This is a genomic window from Actinophytocola sp. KF-1, assembly GCF_054661535.1.
Genome location: NZ_BAAFVK010000006.1, coordinates 54,026 through 78,366, shown reverse-complemented (window position 1 = coordinate 78,366; position 24,341 = coordinate 54,026). Strand labels below are relative to the sequence as shown.

Here is a 24,341-nt window from a genome sequence, read left to right as displayed (position 1 = left end):
TCAGGCACCTGCCTTGGCGAGGGTGTTCACCGCGTGCACGATCCGGTCCCGGTCCTCGTCGTCCAGCGACGGGTGCACCGGCAGCGAGACGACGGTCTTGGCCGCCTGCTCGGTGTTCGGCAGCTCCTCGGTGCGCCGGAAGGACTCGAGGCGGTGGTTCGGGATCGGGTAGTAGACGCCGGACCCGATCTGGTGCTCTTCCTTCAGCGCCGCGACGAAACCGTCGCGGTCGTCGGCCACCGTGATCGTGTACTGGTGGTAGACGTGCGTGGCGCCGTCCGCGACCGCGGGCACGCCGACGCCGGAGAGGTGCTGGTCGAAGTACCGGGCGTTGGCCTGCCGCTGCTCGGTCCAGCCGCCGACCTTCTTCAGCTGCACCCGGCCGATGGCGGCGTGCAGGTTGGTCATGCGGGCGTTGAAGCCGACGATCTCGTTCTCGTACTGCTTGAGCATGCCCTGGTTGCGCAGCAGGCGCAGGGTGCGCTCGCGGTCGGCGTCGCCGGTGGAGATCATGCCGCCCTCACCGGACGTCATGTTCTTCGTCGGGTAGAGGCTGAACATCGCGAACGCGCCGAAGGTGCCGACCTTCTCGCCGTCGATGCTCGCACCGTGCGCCTGCGCGGCGTCCTCGTAGAGCGCGAGGCCGTGCTCGTCGGCGATCGCCCGCAGCGCGGACATGTTCGCGGGGTGGCCGTACAGGTGCACCGGCATGATGCCCTTGGTGCGCTCGGTGACCTTGCTCGCGACGCTCGCCGGGTCGAGGCAGTAGTGCTCGAGCTCGATGTCGGCGAACACCGGCGTCGCGCCGGTCAGCGCGACCGAGTTGGCGGTGGCGGCGAAGGTGAACGACGGCACGATGACCTCGTCACCCGGGCCGACGCCCGCGGCCAGCAGCCCGAGGTGCAGACCCGCCGTGCCCGAGTTGACCGCGACCACGGGGCGGCCGTCGAGCAGCTCGGCGCTGAACTCCTTCTCGAACTCGGCGACCTCGGCACCCTGTGCCAGCATGCCGGAGCGGAGCACGGCGTCGACCGCCGCCCGCTCCTCGTCGCCGATGATCGGCTTGGCGGCCGGTATGAACTCCTTGCTCACAACTCTCCCGTGGTTAGGTCCGGGGATACGTCGGAGCCACTGTATTTGGCGACGGATTCGATCTGTCGCCAGGGTGTTGGGTCTGGTATAGGCGGTTCCACCGAGGTCATGGCGGCGAACGCCGTGCTCAGGGCGCGCTGGTGGGCCGCGCCAGGGAGACAGGACACCACGTGACGAGTCGTGGCTCTCCGTTCTGAGTGACGCCTGTCTCCCCACGCGGACCGCCCCTGCCTGGTCAGACGGCCAGGCAGAGGTTCTGCACCGACGGCGGGTATTTCTGCCGCTCCACGCCGTTCACCTGGACAGTTCGCAGGGTGCCATCTGCGTCGTGCCGCCAAACAGCCTTCTGTATTTGAACATGGATCTCCCTGGGGGCGTTTTCAGAAAAATGTGTGGCTCCGGATCAATGCGCGGCCCACGAACGTGGTTGACACAAAACGGGCGCGTCGATGACCAGGCGAGAAATCAGAATCGGGTGTTTCCCCGGCGGTGGCTCAGACGTACGGCGAGATGCCGAGGCCAACACCGTTGGCGAAACCGGATGAGTCCACCGGGGCTGCTCTGGGTGACGGTGCTGCCGAAGCACACCGACCACGAATGGGCGCCGACCCCGGACGCCGGGCAGATCCACAGGCCGAGGTCGACGTTGGACGACGTGACCAGGTCCATACCCGCTTCCACGCTGTACGTGCCGGCGTTGTTGTTCCGCACGACCACCGCTCCCTGCACGCTCCCGCCGCTCGCCGACCGGACCGCGCAGACCTGTGCCACCACGTTGGTCCCGATGGTCTGGCTGGCGGCGCAATGCCACGTGCTGGAACTCGAGGTGATCGGATTGGTGTTGCCGTAGGGTCTCCACACACCGCTCGCGGCGGATGCGACCCCTGCTGACAAAAGAAGAGCGGCCACGACGGTCACGGCCAGGGTGAAAACGCGCTTCACGAGGACCTCCATGATTATGTGCAGGCCGATATGCGCTCCACTTGTGGTGGAACGGGTCGGCGAATCGAGCGCTTACAGTTCTCCCCAGAACGCCAAAAGCGTGCTTTTGAATGCTAACCGACTGGTGTTCTTGCCGGAAATCGACCGAACGGGGCAACCGTCGGTTCGAATCGATCTTCGCTCGGCGGGAAAGCCGAGGTCCGGTGCGTGACCGCTCAGGCCGATGGGATCGCGGAGAGGTGTGCCGGTTAGGCTGCCGAGCCATGTCCGAAGGTACGGGGCGGCCGAGCATCCTCTGTGTCTCCTTCTCCGACATCAACCGGGACGCCCGGGTGCTGCGGCAGATCGAGGTGCTCGCCGAGTTCGGCGACGTGACGACCGTCGCGTACGGGACGAAGCCGCCCGGGGCCGCCGACCACCTCGCCGTGGACGAGAGCCTGCCGTCGTTGCCGCAGACGCCGTCCGGTGTGGCGCTGCTCGCGTTGCGCCGCTACGACAAGGTCGAGTTGAGCGCGCCCGCCATGCGCGAGGTGATCCGCCTGGTCGGCGACCGGAAGTTCGACCTCGTGGTCGCCAACGAGGGCCGCTCCATGGGGGTCGCGCACCACGTGGCGAAGGGCGCGCCGGTGCTCGCGGACATGCACGAGTGGGCACCGGAAGAGCGGGCGCACGTGCTGGTCTGGCGCCTGCTGGTGAAGCCGTTCATGTTCCACCAGTGCGCCAAGTACCTGCCGAAGATGTCGGGCCGCCTCGTGGTCAACGACTCCATCGGCAAGCTCTACCACGACCGGTTCGGCGTCGAGCTGCGCACGGTGCGCAACACCGGCCCCTACCGCGACGTGCAGCCGAGCGAGGTGCGGGACGGCCGCATCCGGCTCGTCCACAGCGGTGGCGCCGTGCCGGGGCGCAACATCGAGGCGCTGATCCAGGCCGTGCACGAGCTGCCGGAGAAGTTCACGCTCGACCTCTACCTGGTGCCCGCCCGCGACGACGGCAAGTACCTCGGCACGCTGCGTGAGCTGATCGGCGACGACCCGAGGATCACGCTGCACCCGCCGGTGCGCCCCCACGAGCTCGTGGACACGCTCAACGCCTACGACATCGGGATCTTCAGCCTGCCGCCGCTCACCCCGAACCACCGGCTCATGCTGCCCAACAAGATCTTCGACTACGTGCAGGCGCGGCTGGCGGTGGTGTTCAACTCGTCCCCGGAGACCGACCGGCTGATCAACGAGCACGAGCTGGGCGCCGTCGCGCCCGGCTTCGACGCCGCCGCCATGCGGGACACGCTCGCCGCGATCACCGAGGACGACGTGCGCGTGTTCAAGCAGAACGCCGACCGTGCCGCCAAGGTGCTCAACTCCGCCGAGGACACGGCCGTGATCCGCGAGGCAGTGCGGAAGCTGCTGCCGTGAGCGACGTGCCGCAACCGTCCGTCCTGCACGTCAACGACGCCGCGTTCACCGCGCAGAACATGATCGTCGAGGCGACCAGGCGCGGGTACGTCTGGCACTACCTGCCGAAGGCGGCGCCCGCGCAGGAGTGGCGCGGCATCACCGGCAAGGCCAGGCGCGCCGCCATCGGCGGCGCCTGGGTGGCCCGGCTGCGCGTGCAGGCACGCCGCCACGACATCGTCCACGTCCACTCCGCGTCCACGCTGGCGCACTCCCGGCTCGGCGCGCCCCGGTACGTCGTGCACTGCCACGGCACCGATGTGCGCGTCGCGCAGTACGACCCCGCCCGGCAGCGCAGCATCCGCGACGGGCTGCGGGACGCGGAGGCGGTGTTCTACGCCACGCCCGACCTCGCCGAGCACGTCCTGCCGCACCGCGCGGACGCCGTCTACCTGCCGGTGCCCGTCGACGTGGACGCGGCCCAGCCGTGGCGGCCAGCCGACGGCCGGCCGCGCGTGGTGTTCGCGTCCCGGTGGTCGCCGGACAAGGACGGCGCGCACACCGACGCCGGCCAGCTCGTGGTGGCGCGTGCGCTGGTCGAGGCGCTCGGCGACCGCGCGGACGTGCTGGGCATCGACTGGGGTCCCCAGGCCGCCGAGGCCGCGGCGGCGGGCGTGCGGCTGTTGCCGCGCGGCGACCACGCCGACTACATGAAGCTGCTGTCCGAGGCGCACGTGGTGATCGGGCAGTCGACCGGCATGCTCGGCGCCAGCGAGCTCGAAGCCCTGGCCACGGGCGCGCCGCTGGTCATCGCCGTGCCGATGCCGCTGTACGACGACGTGCGGCCGCCGGTGCGCGGCGGCAGCGTCGCGGACGCGGTGGCGGCGGTCGCGGCCCTGCTCGACGGGTCCGAGCCGCACGACGCGGACGGCACCCGCAAGTGGACACGGGACCAGCACGGCATCGAGCAGGCCGTGGACACCGTCGCCGCGGTGCACCGCGACGTCGTGGCGGCCCGCAGGTGACCGTGACCGAGAAGCAGCGGGGACCGCTGGGCCGGATGCTGCGCCCGGTGCGGCTTGACCGGCCGATCACCACCACCCTCGCGCGCGGCGGCGTCTACAGCACGGCCGGGCTGATCGCCCAGGGCATCCTGCGGTTCGCCACCTCCTTCCTGGTCGGCCACATCGCGGGCAAGACCGTGCTCGGCGAGGTCGCGTCCGCCATCGCCATGTCGCTGACGCTGGCGCTGCTGTGGCCGACCACGACCGGCAGCGCGGCGTCGATGTTCCTCGCGCGTGCCCGCGGCGCGGACAAACCGGACGAGCTGCGGTCCACCGCCGCGCACCTGCGGATGCGCACCATGCAGACCGGGCTGCTCCTCGGCGGGGTGGCCATCCCGCTGTGGGTGCTGGTCGACGGCGGTTCGTGGCAGGGCGCGCTGAGCGTGGCCGCGCTGACCATCGCGTACTCCGGCTACAGCTTCACCCGCGGCGTGCAGTTCGGCGCCGGGCAGGTGCTGCGCGCGACCATGTGGGACGTCACGAGCGTGGTGCTCGGCCTCGGCTGCCTCGTCGTCCTGCTGCTGGCGGGGGTGCGGGACACCGCGCTGGTGATCCCGCTCGTGCTCACCTACGGCCTGTACACGCTGGCAGGCTGGCCGTACGGGGCCGGCGGCCGCGCCGACCGGGCGCGGCGGCGGGAACTGGACGGGTTCGTCGTGCTCGGCGCGATCGGCTCGCTCGCCAGCACCGGCTTCCTGCAGCTGTCGCAGGTCACCGCGAAGCTCGCCGCGGGCGACACGGACGCCGGTCAGTACGCGTCGGCGATCGCGCTCGCCACCCCGGCGTCGCTGTTGGCGGCGTCGCTGACGTTGGTGCTGCTGCCGTCGCTGTCGGAGGCGTTCGGCCGCGGCGACCACGACGCGTTCCGCGCGCAGACCGACCGCGCCACGCGGGGCCTCGCCGTGACGATGGTGGCGATCTTCTGCTCGATCATGGTGTGCAGCAGGTTGATCGTCACCGTGGTGTGGGGCCCGGCGTTCGCGGGTGCGGAGAAGCTGCTGCCGGTGCTGGTGGTCGCGGTGCTCGCGACGAACCTGTGCGTCGCGTCGGTGAGCGCGCTGAACACCCGCTCACGCCGGGGCATGATGATCAACATGATCTCGAGCGTCGTCGGCATGGTCGTCGGGGTGGCCGCGTGGCTCGTGCTCGCACCGCGCTTCGGCACGTACGGCGTCGCGATCGGCTACCTGTGCGGCACGATCACCATCGCCGCGGTGCCGATCGCCAGGGTGTGGCGCATGGACGGCCACCGGTGGAGCGTCGTGTTCGGGAAGGTGGCGCTGGGCGTCGCCGTCGCGACCGCGATGGTCGTCGCCCAGCACCTCGCCGACCTGCCGCTGCTCCTCGACCCGGTGTTCGTGGTCGGCTTCCTCGCGTTCTGGTGGCTCGTCAACCGAGCCGAGGTCGCGAGGCTACCGATCCCGGGGCTGCGCCGACGCTGAACCACGCCAGGTGGCGGGTCGCGGCTCCGCAGCGGCGGCCCGATCCGGGCGTTTCGGCCGGGAACTGGATCGCCCTTTCTCAAGCACTGAGGCGTGCGCCGCGGTCGCCAGGCTGCCGGATCCCGGGGCTGAGCCGACGGTGACACGGCTCGTCGATGGCACGAACCTTGTTGGCGCATCGGGCTGCGCTCGGCAGCGGCAAACGCCTCCGTTCCCGCGGTCCGCGACTCCACGACAGCGGCGGCCCGGTCCCGGTGTTTCCGGCCAGGAACCGGATCGCCCTTTCACACACTGCGGCGTGCTCGCGGCTGCGCCGCGGTCGCGAGGTTGCCGATTCGAGGTTGCGTCGATGCTGAGCCACGGCTCGTTGACGCCACGAACCTTCTCGCGTCGCGACGGGGTGCGTCAGGCTCTGCTCGGCAACAGCGGACCCACGGTCGCGCGTTAGCAAAGAGGGCGCACCGCGGCGGCGGGCCGTGTCGAGGGCGGCGTTCGCGGGAGTGGTTGTGGCGGTCCGCGGCTCCACGAACAGCGGCGGACCGGTCCGGGCGGCGCGCGTCGGGCTGCTCGGCAACAGCGAACCCCTCGGTTCCCGCGGTCGCGAAACAACGGCGGCCCAGTCCGGGCGTTCCCGGCCAAGAGCTGGACCGCCTCCTCACGCGGATCGCGTGGGTGCGCCGACGTCGAGCGTCAGGCGGCCTTCTTCTTGTAGAGGAAGAACGACGACATCATCGTGACGTCCGACGGCGGTTCGACGCGGCGGTCGAGTTCCCACTCCGGGCGGTTCCGCTCGATCCACTTGGTGAAGTCGCGGTGCCGTTCGTGGGAGACCTGCTCGTCGTCGACCGTGGTGTTGCTGCAGATCACCACGTACCGGTCGGCGCTCTCGAAGAGCCGGGTCATGTAGTTCTCGAACAGCTCTTCCTCGACCAGGTGGAAGATGACCTCCATGGACAGCGCGAGGTCGCCGCGCAGCCAGCCCGCCGGGTCCGCCAGGGCGGACGGGTCGTAGGCGATGAAGCTCTTCGTCGGGTCGTCGCGGAAGCGCTTCATGCACAGGCGCACCGCGGTGGCCGACGGGTCGAGGCCCAGGTAGCGGGGGTACTTCGCGAGCCCCAGCTGGTTGCCGTCGCCGCAGCCGAGGTCGACCACCGACGTGACGCCGAGTTCGGCGACCCAGTCGTTGACGATCTCGGCCTTCCACTCGGCCTCGCGGCCGTAGGACCCGGCGCCGGAGGTGCCGCCCTTGGCGTATCGCTCTTCCCAGTAGGTGGTGGTCCCCTTGAAGGTGCGCTTGCGCACCTGGAGCACCAGCGGGTTCTTGCTCAACGTGGTCAGGACGGATCGAAGGCTGCTCACGCCAGGAGACGATAGTGGAGCGCCGTGTCGATCATCACTCGGCGTCGGGCGTCAGCGCTCCGTCACGTTCCGTGTAAGTGGCGCCGGTCAGCGGGCACACCCAGTGGTCACCCTCCTGGCGCAGCGGCGCACCGGCCTTGCCGACCCAGCCGATGCGGCGGGCCGGCACGCCGGCGACGAGCGCGAACGCAGGCACGTCCTTGGTGACCACGGCACCCGCGGCGACCGTGGACCACGCGCCGATCGTCACCGGCGCGACGCACACCGAGCGCGCGCCGATCGCGGCGCCCTGCTCGACCGTCACCCCGACGGCCTCCCAGTCCGACGCGCTCTTCAGGCTGCCGTCCGGGTTCACCGCGCGCGGGTAGGTGTCGTTGGTGAACACGACCGCCGGCCCGACGAACACGCCGTCCGCGAGCTTCGCCGGCTCGTACACCAGCGCGTGGTTCTGGACCTTGCAGTTGTCGCCCATCACCACGCCGGTGCCGATGTACGCGCCCCGGCCGACGATGCAGTTCGCGCCGAGGGTGGCGTCCTCGCGCACCTGCGCCAGGTGCCAGACCTTCGTGCCGTCGCCGAGCTTCGCGCTGTCCGCGACGTCGGCGCTGTCCGCGACGAATGACATGGTTCAGGCCTTCCCGATGACGCGGTAGGTGACGCCCGGCCAGGCGTCCGCGGAGCTGACGCGGCGGCCGTCGACGAACGTGGTGATGCCGGGCAGGTCGGCGGGCGACAGCGTCCGGTACTCGGCGTGGTCGGCCTGCACGACGGCGGCGTCGACCTTCTCACCGAGGTGGTAGGCGTCGAAGCCGAGCTTGGCCAGCTCCTCGTCGGTGTACATCGGGTCGTGGACCAGCACGGTCGCGCCCCGGTCCGTCAACGCCCGCACGGTGGCGAACACGCCGGAGAACGCGGTCTCCTTCACCCCACCGCGGTACGCGGCGCCCAGCACGGCCACGCGCTGCCCGGACAGGTCGCCGTGCGCGCCCTCCAGCAGGCCGACGGTGTAGTCCGGCATGCCCGCGTTGGCCTCGCGGGCCGCGCGCACGACCGTCGCCTCCGGGTCGTTCCACAGGTACAGCCGCGGGTACACCGGGATGCAGTGCCCGCCGACGGCGATGCCCGGCCGGTGGATGTGGCTGTACGGCTGGGAGTTCGACGCCTCGATCACCTGGTAGATGTCGATGCCCGCGGTGGCGGCGAACCGGGCGAACTGGTTCGCGAGGCCGATGTTCACGTCGCGGTAGGTGGTCTCGGCGAGCTTCGCCATCTCGCTGGCCTCGGCGGAACCCAGGTCCCACACGCCGTTGCCGCGTTCGAGGTCGGGCCGCTCGTCGAAGTCGAGCACGGCCTCGTAGAACTCGCGGGCCTTGGCGGCGCCCGCCTCGGACAGGCCGCCGATCAGCTTCGGGTACTTGCGCAGGTCGGCGAACACGCGGCCGGTCAGCACCCGCTCGGGGGAGAACACCAGGTGGAAGTCGGTGCCCTCGGTCAGGCCCGAGCCCTCCTCCAGCATCGGCTTCCACCGGGTGCGGGTGGTGCCGACGGGCAGCGTGGTCTCGTAGGAGACGAGCGTGCCCTTGGTGAGGTGGCGGGCCAGCTCCTTGGTGGCCGCGTCCATCCAGCCGAAGTCCGGCCGGGCCTCGTCGTCCACGAACAGCGGCACGACCAGCACGACGGCGTCGGCGCCGGGTACCGCGTCGGCGTAGTCGGTGGTGGCGCGCAGCGCGCCGGAGGGGACCAGCGCCGAGAGCCTGTCCTGCAGCTCCGCCTCACCCGGGAACGGCTCGACGCCCTTGTTCACCAGGTCCACCACGTCGGCGTTCACGTCGACGCCGACCACTTCGTGGCCCTTCGACGCGAACTGCACGGCGAGCGGCAGGCCGATCTTCCCGAGCGCGATGACAGCAATCTTCACCGAGACAGTCCCTTTTCCTGGATTCGCGGAGCTCGCGGAGCGAACATCCGGCACAGTCGCGAATGCGGTTGCAGCCTAACGTCACCCTGTGCTGCCCCTGCCCGGCCCGCCGGTAGTCTGGTCGGCGCGATCTGGCGGGCATCAGGAGGCGACGTGGCGGACCAGCGTGACGTGTGGCTGGTGGTACCCGTGTACAACGAGGGCCCCGTCGTCGCCGAGGTCATCAACGACGCGCTGCGGGTGTTCCCGAACATCGTGTGCGTCGACGACGGCAGCAGGGACAACTCCGCCGAGCAGATCCGCCGCACCGGCGCCCACCTCGTGCGGCACCCGGTGAACCTCGGCCAGGGCGCGGCGATCCAGACCGGCGTCGAGTACGCGAGGTCACAGCCCGGCGCGCAGTACTTCGCCACGTTCGACTCCGACGGCCAGCACCTCGTGTCCGACGTGGAGCGGATGGTGCAGCGCCTGCGCGACGAGCCGCTGGACATCCTGGTCGGCACCCGGTTCCACGGGAACACCGAGCACATCCCGTTCCTCAAGCGACTGGTGCTGAAGACGGTGGTCGCGCTGTCGCCGCGGCTGCGCAAGCTGAACCTGTCCGACGCGCACAACGGCCTTCGCGTGTTCAACAAGAAGGTCGCCGACGACATGAACATCACGCTCAACGGCATGGGCCACGCGTCGCAGATCGTGGAGATGATCGTGCGCGAGCGCTGGCGGGTCGCCGAGGAGCGGGTGACCATCCAGTACACCGAGTACTCGATGGCCAAAGGCCAGTCCCTGATCAACGGCGTGAACATCATGTTCGACACCGTGCTGCGCACGAACGCCAGGAGGTGAACGCGCGATGATCCAGTTCCTGCTCATCCTGGCCGTGCTCATCCTGTTGGTGACGTTCCTGCGGCACCACGGCACCACCCTCGCCGGCGCGGGCGTGAAGATCGGTTTCGCGCTGTTCATGGTGTTCGGCGTGCTCGCGGTGCTGCTGCCCGCCGAGGTCAGCCGCCTGGCGCAGGTCATCGGCGTCGGCCGTGGTACCGACCTCGTGCTGTACGGGCTGGTGGTCGCCTTCGCGTTCGCCACCATCAACACGTACCTGCGGTTCAAGGAGCTGGAGCTGCGCTACGCCCGGCTCGCCCGCGCGATCGCCATCCGCAGCGCCGAGCCGCCGTCGGCCCACCCCACCGAGTCCGGGGACGCCGACCAGCAGGCTTCCTGACCCCTCAGAGCTGCTTGCGGAAGTAGTCGACCGTCCTGCGGATGCCCTCTTCCAGGGTGACCTCCGGGCGCCAGCCGAGGTCGGCGGTCGCGGCGGTGGCGTCCAGGGCCGATGCGCGCAGGTCGCCGAGGCGGGCCGGGGCGAACACCGGTTCGTCGCCTGCGTTGGCGGCCTTCGCGACCAGCGTGTGCAGCTCGCGGTCGGAGGTCTGCACGCCGGTGCCGATGTTGTAGCGCTTGCCGCCGCCGACCTCGCCCGCCGCGGCCACGAACGCGGCCACCACGTCACCGACGTACACGTAGTCGCGGGTGTTGCCGCCGTCGCCGAACAGCGTGGTCGGGCGGCCGGTGAGCAGGGCGTTCGCGAAGATGGCGACCACGCCCGCCTCGCCGTGCGGGTTCTGGCGCGGGCCGTACACGTTCGCGGGCGCCAGGTGGGTGCAGTCGAGGCCGTACAGCTCGCGGTAGGTGTTCAGGTACACCTCGGCGGCGATCTTGCTCGCCGCGTACGGGGCCTTCGGGTGCAGCGGCGCGGTCTCGGCGACCGGCAGGTCCTCCGGCGTGCCGTAGATGGAGCCGCCGGAGGACGCCAGCACGACCTTCCGCACACCCGCCTTGCGGGACGCCTCCGCGACCGCGATCGTGCCGAGCACGTTGCGGTTCGCGTCGTCGAGCGGGTCGGCCACGCTGCTGCGGACGTCGATCTGCGCGGCCAGGTGGAACACGACCTCGGGGGCCGCCTCGGCGACCACGCCGGCCAGCGCGGGGTCGGTGATGCTCAGCTCACGCAGGTGGAGGCGGCCGGACTCCTGCGCCTCGGCGAGGTTCGCGCGGGTGCCGCGGGACAGGTCGTCGACGACCGTGACCTCGTGCCCGTCCCGTACGAGCCGATCCACCAGGGTCGAGCCGATGAAGCCGGCGCCGCCGGTGACGAGTGCGCGCACGGCGTCTCCCCTTCAGAAGATCTTGGACGTCACATCATATCCGGCGGGCGAGCGCCACCGTCGTGACCTCAAGGTGATCGAATCGTGGTGGCAGGTACGCTGGCTCACCGACAGTCGCCGTGCCCCTCGTGGAGGTCTGGACTCGAATGCCCGGTAGCAGCTCGACAACCGGCGAAGCCGCCGCGACCGTCCAGCCCGAGGGCCACACGGCGGCGGAACCCAGGTCAGCGGTGCGGGAACCGAGCGGTCGCCTCGTCGCGCAGCGCGGGCTGTTCCGCGGGCCCGACCCGGTGTGCCCGGACGACCTGTACCTCCAGATCGAGCACGGCAGCGCGGTGCGCGAGCGGCAGCGGCTGCTCGTGCACGCGGGCTCCTCGGTCACCACCGACACCTACTTCGGCCGCTTCCCGGCGAGCTACTGGCAGCGCTGGACCGTGGTCGGCCAGGTCGACGTCGAGCTGACGCTGACCGGCTCCGGCCGCGTGTCGCTGGTCGCGTCCGACCCCGCGGGGGAGACCCGCGTGGTCGCCGCCCGCGACCTGTCCGGGCTGCGGAGCGAGTCGCTGACGCTGACCGCCGCGCTCGACAAGTTCGTCGACGGCGGGTTCCTGTGGGTCGAGATCACCACCGGTGACGAGGAACTGGCGGTGGAGCGGCTGCGGTGGACCGTCGCCGCGCCGGAGAAGCTCCGCAACACCGCCGTGGTGATCTGCACGTTCAACCGCGCGGACGACTGCACGCGCACGCTCCAGTCGCTCGGCCGCGACCCGGAGAGCCTCGCCGTCCTCGACGCCATCTACGTCGTCGACCAGGGCACCGACACCGTCTCCTCCCGGGACGCGTTCCCGGAGATCCAGCGGACGCTCGGCAACCGGCTCCGCTACATCCAGCAGCCCAACCTCGGCGGCGCGGGCGGTTTCGGCCGCGGCATGTACGAGGTCACCGAGCAGGGCGCCGACGGCGCGAACGTGCTGCTCATGGACGACGACGTGCTGTGCGAGCCGGAGATCGCGATCCGGCTGACCGCGTTCGCCAACCGCACCACCGAGCCGACGCTGGTCGGCGGCCAGATGCTGCGGCTGCTGCACCCGACCGTGCTGCTCGCGGGCGCCGAGTACGCCGACTTCGCCCGGCTGGTGCCCGGCCAGGTCGTGAAGGGCGCGCTGGACGACGTCGACCTGCTCGCCGAGGAGGTCGACGAGGACGGCGTGCCGACCGGCATGATCAACCGCGGCGACCGCAGGGTCGACGCCGACTACAACGCCTGGTGGTCGTGCCTGATCCCGGCCGAGGTGATCGCCGAGATCGGCCTGCCGCTGCCGCTGTTCTTCCAGTGGGACGACGTCGAGTACGGGTACCGGGCCAGGGCCCGCGGCTACGCCACCGTGACCCTGCCGGGCGCCGGCCTGTGGCACGCGGACTTCGACTGGAAGGACGCGGACAAGTGGAACGAGTACTTCGCCGTCCGCAACGCGCTGATCGTCTCCACGCTGCACTCCGAGACCGACCCCAAGCAGTCCGCCCGGGTGCTGATCTCGCGGATCACCCGCAACCTGCTGTCCATGGAGTACGGCCTCGCCGCCACCCTGATCAAGGCCATGGAGGACTTCCTCGAAGGCCCGGCGTTCCTGCACGACGGCGGCCAGGCCGCGGCGAAGGAGATCCGCCGGATCCGCGCCGAGTACCCGGACACGGTCATGCACCCGGCGGGTGAGGTGCCGGGCCTGAAGTCCGGTTCCGTGCCGATGGTGCAGGCCGGCCCGAAGCCCAGCATGACCCGCCTGGTGATGCTGAAGCGCCTGATCTACCTGGCCATGGGCCGCACCGTGCACCAGCTCGGCGCCGTGAACCGCAAGGACGCCACCTGGTGGCACCTCTCCCAGTTCGACACGGCCATCGTCACCGACGGCTCCCAGGAGGGCGTGCGCCTGCGCAAGCGCGACCGGGAGATGACCATCAAGCTCGCCAAGGACGCCGCTCGTGTCGCCCGGCGGCTGGTGTCCGAGCTGCCGCGCCTGCGTGCGGAGTACCGGGCCGCGGTGCCGGAGCTGGTCAGCCGGGACAACTGGCGTCGCCTGTACGACCTGTGAGTGAGGAGCTAACCGTGGCCGAGCAGGCGACCCCCGAGACCGACCGGGTGCTGCAGCGGGTGATCCTGCCCCGCGACCGCGACCCGCTCGACGTGCGACCGCTGTACCTCGACGAGCCGGAGAACGTGCACAGCCACGTCTCGTCCCGGCGCGAGGTGGTCATCCCGCCGTCGGCCAGGGTCTCGTTCGCCTCGTACTTCAACGCGTTCCCGGCGAGCTACTGGAAGCGCTGGACGACGGTCACCGACGTGACCCTGCGGGTGCGGATGAAGGGCGCCGGCCGGATCGAGCTGTACCGCTCGAAGCCGAACGGCGACATCGTCCACCTGACCGGCGCGCCCGTGCACGCCGAGCAGGACTGGGAGACCTTCGAGTTCCGCACCACGCTCAAGCCGTTCGAGGACGGCGGCTGGCTGTGGTTCGACGTGTTCACCGAGAACGTCGAGCTGACCGTGTCCGAGGCGGTGTGGCTGTCCGACGAGCCGATCCCGGTGAAGCGGCTCGCGGTCGGCACCACCACGTTCAACCGCCTCGACGACTGCGTCGTCTCGCTGCTCGCGCTGGCCGAGGACCCGGCGGTGCTCGACGTGATCGCCAAGGTCTACGTCGCCGACCAGGGCCCGAAGAAGATCCGCGAGCACGAGCGGTACGAGGAGGTGAAGGCCGCGCTCGGCGAGCGCCTCTCGATCATCGAGCAGGGCAACCTCGGCGGCTCCGGCGGCTTCACCCGCGCGCTGTTCGAGTCGATCGAGCACACCAAGCCGGGCACGGTCGACCAGATCCTGCTGATGGACGACGACATCGCGCTGGAGCCGGACTCGATCCTGCGCTCCAACATGTTCGCCCGCGCGGCGGCCAAGCCGGTGATCGTCGGCAGCCAGATGCTGAACCTGCAGGCCAAGTCCCGCCTGCACACCATGGGCGAGGTCGTCGACCTGGCCACGTGCGTGTGGCGGGCGGCGCCGGGCGCCATCACCGACCACGACTTCGGCGCAGGCTCGCTGCGCGAGACCCGGGCGCTGCACAAGCGCATCGACGCCACCTACAACGGCTGGTGGATGTGCCTGTTCCCGCGCGAGGTGGTCGAGAAGGTCGGCCTGCCGCTGCCGCTGTTCATCAAGTGCGACGACGCGGAGTACTCGCTGCGCGCGCTGGCGCACGACATGCCGACCGTGACCCTGCCGGGCTCCGCGGTGTGGCACGAGCCGTGGACCGACAAGAACGACACCAAGGACTGGACCGTCTACTTCCACCTGCGCAACCGGCTCATCATGGCCGCGCTGCACAGCCCGTACGACATGCGCAAGACGCTGCTCAAGCAGGGCGCGCGGTCCGCGGTCCGGCGGCTGCTGTCGATGGAGTACTCGACCGCGGCGCTGGAACTGAAGGCCCTCGAGGACTTCATGGCGGGCCCCGACCGCCTGTTCGACAAGCTCGGCACCGCGCTGCCCGAGGTCCAGGCCGTGCGCAAGCAGTACACGGACGCGCAGTTCCTGCCGTCCGCGCGGGAGTTCCCGCCGCCGAGCTTCGACATGGTGAAGGCGGAGCAGATGCTGCACCCGCCGGTCCACCCGGCGAAGATCGCGCTGCGGGCGGGCAAGGCGCTGGTCCACAACCTGCGCTCGCCGAACCCGGAGGCCGCGGACCGGCCGCAGGTCAACCTGCCCGCGAACAACGCGCTGTGGTTCCTGCTGGGCAACCTCGACAGCGCGACCGTGTCCAACGCCGACGGCAGCGGAGTGGCGTTCCGCCGCCGCGACCCGAAGGTGTTCCGCGAGCTGGCGGTGCGGACCACGCAGACCTACCGGCGGTTGATCGCCGAGTGGCCCGCGCTGGTCGAGCAGTACAAGGCGGCCCTGCCGGAGCTGACGTCGACCGTGTCCTGGCGGAAGGCCTTCCAGGACTAGCCCGCAACCCGGGCCCGCCCCCGGACGTCTTCCCAGACGTGGAAACGCTGGACCACGGCGTTTTTCGAGTTCTGGGGGATGGTCATGAAGGCAAGGCTTGTTTCGGCCTGCGCTGCTTCGGGGCTCGCGTTGCTGGCGGTCGGCGCCGGCAACGCGGACGCCGAGCCGACCGCGCAGCCGCACGCGGTGGTCGCGACCGCTCAGCGGGAGCCGGTGGACGCGCCGGACGGTTCGCAGGACCCACCCCGCGACGACAGCTCCGACGGGCTGCTCGCCCCGGCCATCACCCTGGTCGCGGCGGGCACCGCCTGCGTGCTGGCGCTGCGCCGGTTCCGGCGCTACTGACCCGGACACGAGAGAGGCCGCCGGGGCGAGCCCCGGCGGCCTCTCAATCGCAACTAGGCGAGATCAGACGGCGCGCACGCCGGTGGCCTGCGGGCCCTTCTGGCCCTGGCCGATCTCGAACTCCACGCGCTGGTTCTCGTCCAGGCTGCGGAAGCCGTTGCCCTGGATCTCCGAGTAGTGCACGAAGACGTCAGCGCTGCCGTCGTCCGGCGCGATGAAGCCGAAGCCCTTCTCGGAGTTGAACCACTTCACAGTTCCCTGTGCCACTACATATCTCCTGATACTGCTATGCAAGCCGCCGCGGTTGCGACAACCCTTGGCCGGTTCAGACGGCGACTCAACCCTCAGGAGCCAACTCGCGCGCCCGCAATCGTTCGCGAGCGTTGATCGAACACGAACTCATCACGACCATGGACTAGTGAACCACAGGAAGTGGATAGAACGCACTAGAAGGGTTGCGGCTCTTCACTCCCTGGGAGACGCTCGTAGGGTGAGCGAGCTCGCTAGTGACCAGCCCCAATCAATTGCACTGAACCTGGACGACGCAGGCGTCTCCGTGGACCTCCCCAAGCCCTCTCACCAGGAGGATCAGGTCTACGGCGTCCCCTACCGCCCCGTCGAGTTCCGCGACGACGACCTGCCCGCGGCCCTCGAACGTTCCGCGGCGTGGCTCAGGCGCACACAGGAATGGCTGGGTGAACCGGTAGACGTCATCGCCATCCACCTCGACTACGACGACAGTGGCGATTCCCCGTACTACGACGTGAAGCTCCTCTGCAACGAGGAAGACCTGGCAGGCGCGCCCATCGCGCTGCGTAACGCCAAGCAGTCCAAGTAACCCGTTTTCCCTGGTCAGCCACGCGGAGTCGCGTGGCTGACCAGGCTCGCGCCACGGGCCCACACGTCCGGCCAGCCGCCCTGCCACGACACCACGGCGATCGCCGAGGTCTTCAGCTCCAGCGGCTCCCCGGTCAGCACGCCGACCAGCTCGGACAACCCCGGGTTGTGGCCGACCAGCGCGACGGTGCCCAGGTCGTCGGACACCTCGTCCAGCACCGACATCAGGTCCTGGTGACCGGCCGCGTACACCCGTTCGTCGTGCCGCACCTCGGCGGCGGTCAGCCCGGAACGGCTGAGGGTCTCGCGTGCCCGCACCGCCGTCGAGCAGAGCACGAGGTCGACCGCGCCGACGTGCTCGGCCACCCACTGCCCGATCAGCGGCGCCTCCCGCCGCCCGCGCGGGTTCAACGGCCGCTGGTCGTCGGGCACGTCGTGGCTCCAGTCCGACTTGGCGTGCCGGATGACGACCAGGGTCCTGTTCATGGGTTCATTAGAACCACCGCTCCAGGACCTGCGCCACGCCGTCCTCGGAGTTGGGGGCCGTGACCTCGTCGGCGACCGCCAGCAGGTCGGCGTGCGCGTTGGCCATCGCCACGCCGTGCCCGGCCCAGCCCAGCATCGGCACGTCGTTGGGCATGTCGCCGAACGCGACCACCCGTTCCCGGTCGACGCCCAGCGTCTCGCAGACCCACTCGAGGCCGGACGCCTTCGTCACGCCACCCTCGGAGATCTCGAGCAGCCCGCTGTTCGACGAGTAGGTGACCTCGAGCGCCATGTCGGCGACCACGGTCTCGACGACCTGCGCCATCTGGTCGCTGGTCATCCCCGGGTGCCGCACGAGCAGCTTCGTCGCGGGCTTCCCGATCACCTCGGCACGCGGCGCGAGGTCCGGTGAGTCGGTCTCGCCGTCCGGGTTGCCCCACGGGTTGCGGAACCCGGGCTCGATCGCGAACGGCTCCGGCTGGTCCCGGCCGAGCACGGTCCGCTCCGCCGCCACCCTGATGTCCGGCAGCGCCGCCTCCACCGCGCGGACCACGTCCCGCAACCGCAGCGGCGACAGGTCCCGCACGTGCAGCACCTCGTCGGCGCCGATGTCGTAGACGGACGCGCCGTTCGCGCACACCGCGTACCCGGACAGCCCCGCGGCCGCCGCCACCCTCGGGATCCAGCGCGGTGGCCGCCCGCTGACCAGCACGAACGGGGTGCCGGACGCGAGGACGCGGGAGATCACCCGCGCGGTGCGGTCGGTGACGCGCTCGGCCGGGTCGAGGAGGGTGCCGTCCACGTCGGAGGCAACGAGATCGGGTCGGTGCACAAACCCCATCTTCCCTGGCCCGAATGGACTACGGTGCGTTTCGTGAGCTACCCACCACAGGGTTATGGACCGCAGGGGTACCAGCCGTACGGGCCGCCCCCGCCTGGTTACGGTCCGTACGGGTACGGGCCGCCCAGCCCCGCGCTGGGGTACGTCACCGCGGTCGCGTTCATCGTGCTCGGGCTGCTCGAGCTCCCGCTGGCCATCAACGGGTGGGACGGCACCAGCGACAACGGCACGCTGATGGCCGCGCTGGTCGGGGTCGCGTTCACCGACGACCTCACCGGCAACGTCGACTTCGCGATCTCCGCGACGATGTCCGTCGCCTGCACCGCGGTGCTGTTCGGGCTGGTGATGTTCACCCGGCTGGAGTGGGTGCGCTGGGTGCTCGCCGTGATCGGCGGCCTGGTGACCGTGTACTACCTGTACGCGATCATCTGGATCCTCTCCAACGACGCGGGCGAGTACGTCGGCATGGCGCTGGTCTGCTGGGTCCTGTGGCTCGCGGCGACCGTGGTCGCGGTGCTCCCGGCGACCGGCCGCGCCATGCGCAAGCGCCCCGGCCCGCCGCGGATGGGTTATCCGCAGGCGTACTGACGGGGTCCTCGGTTACGGTGCTCGGCGTGCGCGTCGGCATCGTGATCCTGCCCGAACACCGCTGGTCGTCCGCCGAGCGGCGGTGGCGTGACGCCGAGGCCTACGGCTTCGACCACGCCTGGACCTACGACCACATCGGCTGGCGGTCGCTGGTCGACGGCCCGTGGTTCGACGCCGTGCCGACGCTGACCGCCGCGGCCATGGTGACCAGCCGGATCCGCCTCGGCACGCTGGTCGCGTCACCGAACTTCCGGCACCCGGTGCCGTTCGCCCGCAGCCTGCTCGCACTGGACGACATCTCCGGCGGCAGGCTCGTGGTCGGCCTCGGCGCGGGCACCATCGCCGGCTACGACAACGTCGTGCTGGGCGGCGACACGGTCGAAGGCCTGCCGCCGAGGCAGCGCGTCGACCGGTACGGCGAGTTCGTCGAACAGCTCGACTCGCTGCTCACCGCCGAGCGCACGTCGATCAGCGGCGAGTACTTCACGTCGGCCGACGCCCGGTCCGCCCCGGGGTGCGTGCAGCGGCCCCGCGCCCCGTTCGTGCTGGCAGGCAACGGGCCGCGCTCGATGCGGATCGCCACCCGGTTCGGCCAGGGCTGGGTCACCACGGGCAAGGGCGGCGACGACATCGAGGCGTGGTGGCGGGGCGTGGCCGAGCTGGCGGCGCGGTTCGCCGGCCTGCCGGACAGTGCCGGCAGGGACCGCTACCTGAGCCTGGACGCGGCGCCGGTGTACTCGCTGTCCAGCGTGGAGTACTTCCGCGAGGCCGCGGGCCGGGCGGCGGAACTCGGCTTCACCGACGTCATCACGCACTGGCCACGCGAGGACGGCGTCTACGCGGGCCGTGTGAGCACACTCGAGGCGGTCGTCTCCTCCGTTTTGCCCGAACTGCACGCGCGGGCTGGCTAACCTCTGACCTCCACAGGAGGTGAGAGCATGAACCGTTGGCTGGTGGCGATCGCCGCGGTGGCCGTGACGGCCGGGGCCGTGGTGACGTTCGTCCTCACCGGGGACGACGAGCGGCCCGGCCCCGCCGCGCCGACCACCACGGCAAAGCCGGAGCCGACACTGCGACCGCTGGCCTTCGCGCCGGAGGCGAGCTGGTCGATACGGCGGGGCTCGTCGCTGGTCGACGTGCGGGACGGCGTCGCCCTCGCCGAGGACAGCGAACACCTCACGCTGCTGGACGCGGCGACCGGCGCCACGCGCTGGCAGCTCACCGCCTTCGCGGACATGCCCGCCGACGGCGACATCATGTGGCAGCCCTCACGGGACGCGCCGTCCGCGCTGGTGCCGCACGACGGCGGGCTCGCCGTGCTCACCCAGTACTACTGGACCGACTGCCCGACCGACATCTGCGCCGACGACCACGGCCCGTCCGACGAGTCAGGGCTCGTGCTCCTGTCGGTCACCGACGGGAGCGTCCTGTGGCAGGCGCCCCTGCGACCGTCGGTGAACCGTCCCGGGACACCGCGCCCACCGCGGTACGAACTGAACGCGGTCGACGACCGGGTCGCGGTCGCCGCCTTTGACGGCGGCGGGACGGTGGCCGTCTCGGTCGAGACGGGCGAACAGCTCTGGAGCCGTCCTGGCGTGTGGGGTGTCGCGATCGCGGGTGACACGGTGCTGGCCCAGGCCGACGGCAAGCCCGGCATCGCCCCCGGCCGGGGTGCGCTGACGCCGGGCTCGGTCACCGCCCTCGACCTGTCCACCGGGGTGCCGCGCTGGGACCTCGTCGACGAGTACGCCGCGTCCGAGGTCGTGGCGACCGGCGGGGACGCCGTGCTGGTGCGTGTCCGGTCCGGCAAGGAAGCGGCAGGCAAGGTCCTCGCGCTCGGCGACGGGCACGAACTGGCCGAAACGGACGCGGCCGGCATGATCGCCTGCGCGACCGACGGCACCCTGCTCGCGTGCCCGGCCGACGACGGGGTGGTGGTCCACGACCTCGGGACAGGCGCCGTGACCAGGACCGGCGTGGTCGCGCTCGCCGTCGACCGGATCCAGGACGGCCGCCTCTTCCTGATCGGGAGCGGCAACCGCGCGTGGACCATCGACCAGGTGGGCAACGTCATCGACGCGGAGCTGCCCGGCCGGGTGGTCGCCATGACCACCGGCCACATCTGCTTCGTGGCGCTCGACCCGAAGCCGGGGGAGGGGGCCTGTCACGTCCTCGGCTGAAGATCTTTTCGAAAGTGACCCAGCGCACGGGAACGTATGAGGGGGCCACGGCGTCTCTATTACCGAGGCGAATGCCGGAGCTAGGGGAAACGCCAGGGGAAGAAGGCCCTCGTACCAGGGGAGGTACGGGGGTCTTCGACATTTCCGGGGTACCCGGCGGCCATGGACACCGTGCACGCACTGCTCGACAAGGCCGGCACCACCTACGCGGAAGAGGCCGGCATCTCCCTCGCCGACAAGCCGTCCCCGCTGTACCGCCTGCTCGTGCTGAGCACGCTGCTCTCCACCCGCATCAAGGCGGACATCGCCGTCGCCGCGGCGCGGGAGCTGAAGTCCTACGGCACGCCGCGCAGGATGCTCGACGCCTCCTGGCAGGACCGGGTCGACGCGCTCGGCCGCGCCCACTACGTCCGCTACGACGAGTCCACGGCGACCGCGCTGGGGGACGGCGCGCGGCTGCTGCTCGACGAGTACGGCGGCGATCTGCGGAAGATCCGCGGCGACGACCTCGCGAAGCACCTGCGGCGGTTCCCGAGGATGGGGCCGGTCGGCGTCGACATCTTCTGCCGCGAGGCGCAGGCCGTGTGGCCCGAGCTGCGGCCCTACCTCGACAAGAAGACCCTGGACGGGGCCAGGAAGATCGGCTTGCCCGCCGAGCCGGAGAAGCTCGCCGGGCTGGTCGGTGCGCACGACGTGCCACGGCTCGCCGCCGCGCTGGTCCGGGTCAGCCTCGACAAGAAGCTCGCCGACGCCCTCAGGGGTGACCGATAGTCGGCATGTCGTACCACGCAGGTAGCCTGAGTCGCCGTGAGCGCCCCAGCAGACAACTCTGACAACTACTCCGGCTACGACCTCGTCATCGTCGGCTCCGGGTTCTTCGGGCTGACGGTCGCCGAGCGGGTCGCGACGCAGCTGAACAAGCGGGTCCTCGTGCTGGAGCGCAGGTCGCACATCGGCGGCAACGCGTACTCCGAGCCGGACCCCGAGACGGGCATCGAGGTGCACAAGTACGGCGCGCACCTCTTCCACACCTCGAACAAGCGCGTGTGGGACTACGTGAACCAGTTCACCGAGTTCACGAACTACCAGCACCGCGTGTTCGCGCGCGTCAAGGACCAGGTCTACTCGTTCCCGATGAACCTGGGTCTCATCAACCAGTTCTTCGGCAAGTCCCACACGCCGGACGAGGCGCGCGAGCTCATCGCCAAGCAGGCGTCGGAGTACCGGACCGAGGACGCGCAGAACCTCGAGGAGAAGGCCATCTCGCTGGTCGGCCGCCCCCTCTACGAGGCGTTCATCAAGGGGTACACCGCCAAGCAGTGGGAGAACGACCCCAAGGACCTCGGCGCGAACATCATCACCCGCCTGCCGGTCCGCTACACGTTCGACAACCGGTACTTCAACGACACCTACGAGGGGCTGCCGGTCAACGGCTACACCGCGTGGCTGGAGAAGATGGCCGAGCACGAGAACATCGAGGTCCGGTTGAACGTCGACTACTTCGACGTGCGCGACCGGATCCCGGCCGGCACCCCCACGGTCTACACCGGCCCGCTCGACCGGTACTTCGACTACTCGGCGGGCAAGTTCACCTGGCGCACGGTCGACTTCGAGTCCGAGGTCGTGCCGACCGGTGACTTCCAGGGCACCTCGGTCGTCAACTACAACGACGAAGAGGTCCCCTTCACCCGGATCATCGAGTTCCGGCACTTCCACCCGGAGCGCAAGCACTACCCGGCCGACAAGACGGTCGTGTTCCGGGAGTTCTCGCGCTTCGCCAAGGACGACGACGAGCCGTACTACCCGATCAACACCCCGGAGAACCGCGAGAAGCTCGAGCAGTACCGCGAGCTGGCCAAGAAGGAGGCCAAGGAGCGGAACGTGATCTTCGGCGGTCGTCTCGGCACGTACAAGTACCTCGACATGCACATGGCCATCGGGTCGGCGCTGTCGGTGTTCGACAACAAGGTGGCGCCGCACCTCACCGAGGGCGCGCCGCTCGACGGTTCCCTGGACGGCTGATGACCACCACCGCTCCGGCTCGGCTGCGCTCTGTCGAACCCGGCACCCCGCCTCCCGAGCCGGAGCGCACGGCCGAGGTCAGGGCCCTGGCCGCGGTCCAGCGCACGATCGGCAGGAGGCCGGTCGTGCGTGCCGCGCGCGGCCTGTCGCTGTTCGGCGAGCACGCCGCGGGCTGGTTCGCGCTGGGCCTGGTCGGCGCGGCGGTCGACCGTGACCGCCGCAAGGACTGGCTCGTGAGTGCCGCCGGTGTGGTGGCCGCGCACGCCGCGTCGATCGCGGTGAAGCGGGTCGTGCGCAGGCAGCGGCCGATCGACGAGTCGGTCGAGGTGCTGGTCACGACGCCGTCGTCGCTGTCGTTCCCGTCGTCGCACGCGACGTCCACGACCGCGGCCGCGGTGGTCTACTCGGGCCTGACCGGGCGGAACCTGGTGCCCGCGCTGGTGCCGCCGATGCTGGTGTCGCGGCTGGTGCTGGGCGTGCACTACCCGAGTGACGTGCTGGCAGGCGCCACGCTGGGCGCGGTCGTCGGCGGCGTGGTCCGCCGCGCGTTGCGGAAGCGCGCCAGATGAGTAGCACGGCGGAGGACGCGCAGGTGCGCTCCGCCGACGCCCCGCGCGGCGGGCTCGTGCGCGGCGTGATCCGCACGGCCCGGCCACGCCAGTGGGTGAAGAACGTCCTGGTGCTGGCGGCGCCGTTCGCCGCGTACGCCGCGAACCCGGTGTTCCGGATGGACGTCGTCATCGACGCCGGCATCGCGTTCGCCGCGTTCTGCCTGGCCGCGTCGGCCGTCTACCTGGTGAACGACGCGATCGACGTCGAGGCCGACCGCGCACACCCGACCAAGCGCAACCGCCCCATCGCGGCGGGCATCGTGCCGGTGCGGGTGGCGTACGGGCTCGCGGTGTTCCTGTTCCTGGCGTCGTTCGCGGTGTCGCTGGTGTCGAGCTGGCGGCTGCTGGTGGTCGTCGGCGTGTACGCGGCCGTGCAGATCGGCTACTGCCTGGGGCTCAAGCACCAGCCGGTGATCGACCTGTGCATCGTCGCGTCGGGCTTCCTGCTCCGCGCCATCGCGGGCGGCGCCGCGGCCGGCCTGCCGCTGTCGCAGTGGTTCCTGCTGGTCACGGCGTTCGGCTCGCTGTTCATGGTGGCCGGCAAGCGGTACGCGGAGATCGTGCTGTACGAGCGCACGGGGGCGAAGATCCGCGCGTCCCTGTCCAAGTACTCGGCGAGCTACCTGCGGTTCGTGTGGGCCACGTCCGCGGCCATCATGATCATGACGTACGCGCTGTGGGCGTTCGAGATCCGCCAGCGCACCGGCACCAACTCGGTGTGGGCGGTCATCTCGATCGTCCCGATGGTGGTCGCGGTGCTCCGCTACGCGGTCGACGTCGACGGCGGCAACGCGGGCGAGCCCGAGGAGATCGCGCTGCGGGACCGGGTGCTGCAGGTGCTCGGCGTCTCGTGGGTCGTGTGCGTCGCCCTGTCCGCGTTCCTGTAGTCCCGCCGCGGGACGGCGGCCAACGGCGCTGCTCCGACCGCAAGACGCTGGTCCGCCGCCGGGGCCTGCGGTGGGAGCCGCACCTGACGGGTGGCTCGACCTGGGCAGCCTCCGGCCCCCGGAATCCAGCGTAACGAGGAGCACCGACAACGCCGGGTCCCGACCGCGCGG

25 protein-coding genes are annotated in these 24,341 nt (G+C 70.6%); 17 read left to right on the top strand and 8 right to left on the bottom strand.

Annotated elements, in window-relative coordinates; genetic code table 11:
• Window positions 1-1,092 (bottom strand): DegT/DnrJ/EryC1/StrS family aminotransferase, encoded by a 1,092-nt coding sequence (locus tag ACYQ77_RS19105; protein ID WP_459713137.1) that lies wholly within the window; start codon window positions 1,090-1,092, stop codon window positions 1-3.
• A 541-nt stretch (window positions 1,093-1,633) separates the two neighbouring features.
• Here ACYQ77_RS19105 and ACYQ77_RS19100 point away from each other — a divergent pair.
• The 4 genes from ACYQ77_RS19100 to ACYQ77_RS19085 all read left to right on the top strand — a co-directional run bounded on the left by ACYQ77_RS19100 (window position 1,634) and on the right by ACYQ77_RS19085 (window position 5,934).
• Window positions 1,634-1,942 carry a hypothetical protein gene (locus tag ACYQ77_RS19100; RefSeq protein WP_459713135.1) on the top strand — a complete coding sequence of 103 codons (309 nt, stop codon included), beginning with the start codon at window positions 1,634-1,636 and terminating at the stop codon, window positions 1,940-1,942.
• A gap of 355 nt (window positions 1,943-2,297) precedes the next feature.
• On the top strand, window positions 2,298-3,449 hold the full coding sequence (locus tag ACYQ77_RS19095) for a glycosyltransferase family protein (RefSeq protein WP_459713134.1): 1,152 nt from the start codon (window positions 2,298-2,300) through the stop codon (window positions 3,447-3,449).
• Window positions 3,446-4,453, top strand: coding sequence for a glycosyltransferase family protein (locus ACYQ77_RS19090; RefSeq protein WP_459713132.1), 1,008 nt, complete (start codon window positions 3,446-3,448; stop codon window positions 4,451-4,453). Before ACYQ77_RS19095 ends, ACYQ77_RS19090 begins: the two co-directional genes overlap by 4 nt.
• A gap of 2 nt (window positions 4,454-4,455) precedes the next feature.
• Window positions 4,456-5,934 carry a lipopolysaccharide biosynthesis protein gene (locus tag ACYQ77_RS19085; protein WP_459713130.1) on the top strand — a complete coding sequence of 493 codons (1,479 nt, stop codon included), beginning with the start codon at window positions 4,456-4,458 and terminating at the stop codon, window positions 5,932-5,934.
• 690 nt (window positions 5,935-6,624) lie between these two features.
• Here ACYQ77_RS19085 and ACYQ77_RS19080 read toward each other — a convergent pair.
• From ACYQ77_RS19080 to ACYQ77_RS19070, 3 genes are read right to left on the bottom strand one after another with little or no spacing between them, the layout of a single operon-like run.
• Complete coding sequence (locus ACYQ77_RS19080; protein WP_459713128.1) at window positions 6,625-7,293, bottom strand: class I SAM-dependent methyltransferase; 669 nt, start codon at window positions 7,291-7,293, stop codon at window positions 6,625-6,627.
• Between the two features lie 34 nt (window positions 7,294-7,327).
• Window positions 7,328-7,918, bottom strand: coding sequence for an acyltransferase (locus ACYQ77_RS19075; RefSeq protein WP_459713126.1), 591 nt, complete (start codon window positions 7,916-7,918; stop codon window positions 7,328-7,330).
• 3 nt (window positions 7,919-7,921) lie between these two features.
• Window positions 7,922-9,211 (bottom strand): nucleotide sugar dehydrogenase, encoded by a 1,290-nt coding sequence (locus tag ACYQ77_RS19070; RefSeq protein WP_459713124.1) that lies wholly within the window; start codon window positions 9,209-9,211, stop codon window positions 7,922-7,924.
• A 153-nt stretch (window positions 9,212-9,364) separates the two neighbouring features.
• Here ACYQ77_RS19070 and ACYQ77_RS19065 point away from each other — a divergent pair, with 153 nt between their 5' ends.
• Both ACYQ77_RS19065 and ACYQ77_RS19060 read left to right on the top strand, forming a co-directional pair.
• Window positions 9,365-10,054 carry a glycosyltransferase family 2 protein gene (locus ACYQ77_RS19065; RefSeq protein ID WP_459713122.1) on the top strand — a complete coding sequence of 230 codons (690 nt, stop codon included), beginning with the start codon at window positions 9,365-9,367 and terminating at the stop codon, window positions 10,052-10,054.
• 7 nt (window positions 10,055-10,061) lie between these two features.
• Window positions 10,062-10,433 (top strand): DUF2304 family protein, encoded by a 372-nt coding sequence (locus ACYQ77_RS19060; protein ID WP_459713120.1) that lies wholly within the window; start codon window positions 10,062-10,064, stop codon window positions 10,431-10,433.
• A gap of 4 nt (window positions 10,434-10,437) precedes the next feature.
• Here the strand turns inward: ACYQ77_RS19060 and ACYQ77_RS19055 are convergent, their stop codons facing one another.
• Complete coding sequence (locus tag ACYQ77_RS19055) at window positions 10,438-11,376, bottom strand: NAD-dependent epimerase/dehydratase family protein (protein ID WP_459713118.1); 939 nt, start codon at window positions 11,374-11,376, stop codon at window positions 10,438-10,440.
• 146 nt (window positions 11,377-11,522) lie between these two features.
• Here ACYQ77_RS19055 and ACYQ77_RS19050 point away from each other — a divergent pair, with 146 nt between their 5' ends.
• The 3 genes from ACYQ77_RS19050 to ACYQ77_RS19040 all read left to right on the top strand — a co-directional run bounded on the left by ACYQ77_RS19050 (window position 11,523) and on the right by ACYQ77_RS19040 (window position 15,718).
• Window positions 11,523-13,466: a glycosyltransferase gene (locus ACYQ77_RS19050; protein ID WP_459713116.1), complete on the top strand. Its 1,944-nt coding sequence runs from the start codon at window positions 11,523-11,525 to the stop codon at window positions 13,464-13,466.
• A 14-nt stretch (window positions 13,467-13,480) separates the two neighbouring features.
• Complete coding sequence (locus ACYQ77_RS19045; protein WP_459713114.1) at window positions 13,481-15,373, top strand: glycosyltransferase; 1,893 nt, start codon at window positions 13,481-13,483, stop codon at window positions 15,371-15,373.
• 84 nt (window positions 15,374-15,457) lie between these two features.
• Window positions 15,458-15,718 (top strand): hypothetical protein, encoded by a 261-nt coding sequence (locus tag ACYQ77_RS19040; RefSeq protein WP_459713112.1) that lies wholly within the window; start codon window positions 15,458-15,460, stop codon window positions 15,716-15,718.
• A 63-nt stretch (window positions 15,719-15,781) separates the two neighbouring features.
• Here the strand turns inward: ACYQ77_RS19040 and cspE are convergent, their stop codons facing one another.
• Complete coding sequence (gene cspE / locus ACYQ77_RS19035) at window positions 15,782-15,985, bottom strand: transcription antiterminator/RNA stability regulator CspE (RefSeq protein ID WP_075126052.1); 204 nt, start codon at window positions 15,983-15,985, stop codon at window positions 15,782-15,784.
• A gap of 223 nt (window positions 15,986-16,208) precedes the next feature.
• Here cspE and ACYQ77_RS19030 point away from each other — a divergent pair, with 223 nt between their 5' ends.
• A complete protein-coding gene (locus ACYQ77_RS19030) occupies window positions 16,209-16,556 on the top strand; it encodes a hypothetical protein (RefSeq protein WP_459713110.1) in 348 nt (115 codons plus the stop codon).
• Between the two features lie 14 nt (window positions 16,557-16,570).
• On the opposite strand, the gene ACYQ77_RS19025 is transcribed toward ACYQ77_RS19030, so the two are convergent.
• Entirely contained in the window at window positions 16,571-17,041 is a 471-nt protein-coding gene (locus tag ACYQ77_RS19025; RefSeq protein WP_459713109.1) for a SixA phosphatase family protein, read from the bottom strand.
• Window positions 17,042-17,048: 7 nt separating this feature from the next.
• A complete protein-coding gene (locus tag ACYQ77_RS19020; RefSeq protein WP_459713107.1) occupies window positions 17,049-17,873 on the bottom strand; it encodes an HAD family hydrolase in 825 nt (274 codons plus the stop codon).
• A gap of 42 nt (window positions 17,874-17,915) precedes the next feature.
• On the opposite strand from ACYQ77_RS19020, the gene ACYQ77_RS19015 reads away from it, so the two are divergent.
• From ACYQ77_RS19015 to ACYQ77_RS18985, 7 genes are all read left to right on the top strand, one after another.
• Entirely contained in the window at window positions 17,916-18,470 is a 555-nt protein-coding gene (locus tag ACYQ77_RS19015; protein ID WP_459713105.1) for a hypothetical protein, read from the top strand.
• A 26-nt stretch (window positions 18,471-18,496) separates the two neighbouring features.
• Entirely contained in the window at window positions 18,497-19,381 is an 885-nt protein-coding gene (locus tag ACYQ77_RS19010) for an LLM class flavin-dependent oxidoreductase (protein WP_459713103.1), read from the top strand.
• A gap of 27 nt (window positions 19,382-19,408) precedes the next feature.
• Entirely contained in the window at window positions 19,409-20,650 is a 1,242-nt protein-coding gene (locus ACYQ77_RS19005) for an outer membrane protein assembly factor BamB family protein (protein WP_459713101.1), read from the top strand.
• A gap of 162 nt (window positions 20,651-20,812) precedes the next feature.
• Window positions 20,813-21,421 carry an endonuclease gene (locus tag ACYQ77_RS19000; protein WP_459713099.1) on the top strand — a complete coding sequence of 203 codons (609 nt, stop codon included), beginning with the start codon at window positions 20,813-20,815 and terminating at the stop codon, window positions 21,419-21,421.
• A gap of 36 nt (window positions 21,422-21,457) precedes the next feature.
• Complete coding sequence (gene glf, locus ACYQ77_RS18995; RefSeq protein WP_459713097.1) at window positions 21,458-22,672, top strand: UDP-galactopyranose mutase; 1,215 nt, start codon at window positions 21,458-21,460, stop codon at window positions 22,670-22,672.
• A complete protein-coding gene (locus ACYQ77_RS18990; RefSeq protein WP_459713095.1) occupies window positions 22,672-23,241 on the top strand; it encodes a phosphatase PAP2 family protein in 570 nt (189 codons plus the stop codon). The genes glf and ACYQ77_RS18990 overlap by 1 nt, the downstream gene beginning before the upstream one ends.
• Entirely contained in the window at window positions 23,238-24,170 is a 933-nt protein-coding gene (locus ACYQ77_RS18985; protein ID WP_459713093.1) for a decaprenyl-phosphate phosphoribosyltransferase, read from the top strand. Before ACYQ77_RS18990 ends, ACYQ77_RS18985 begins: the two co-directional genes overlap by 4 nt.
• The last annotated feature ends 171 nt before the right edge of the window (window positions 24,171-24,341 follow it).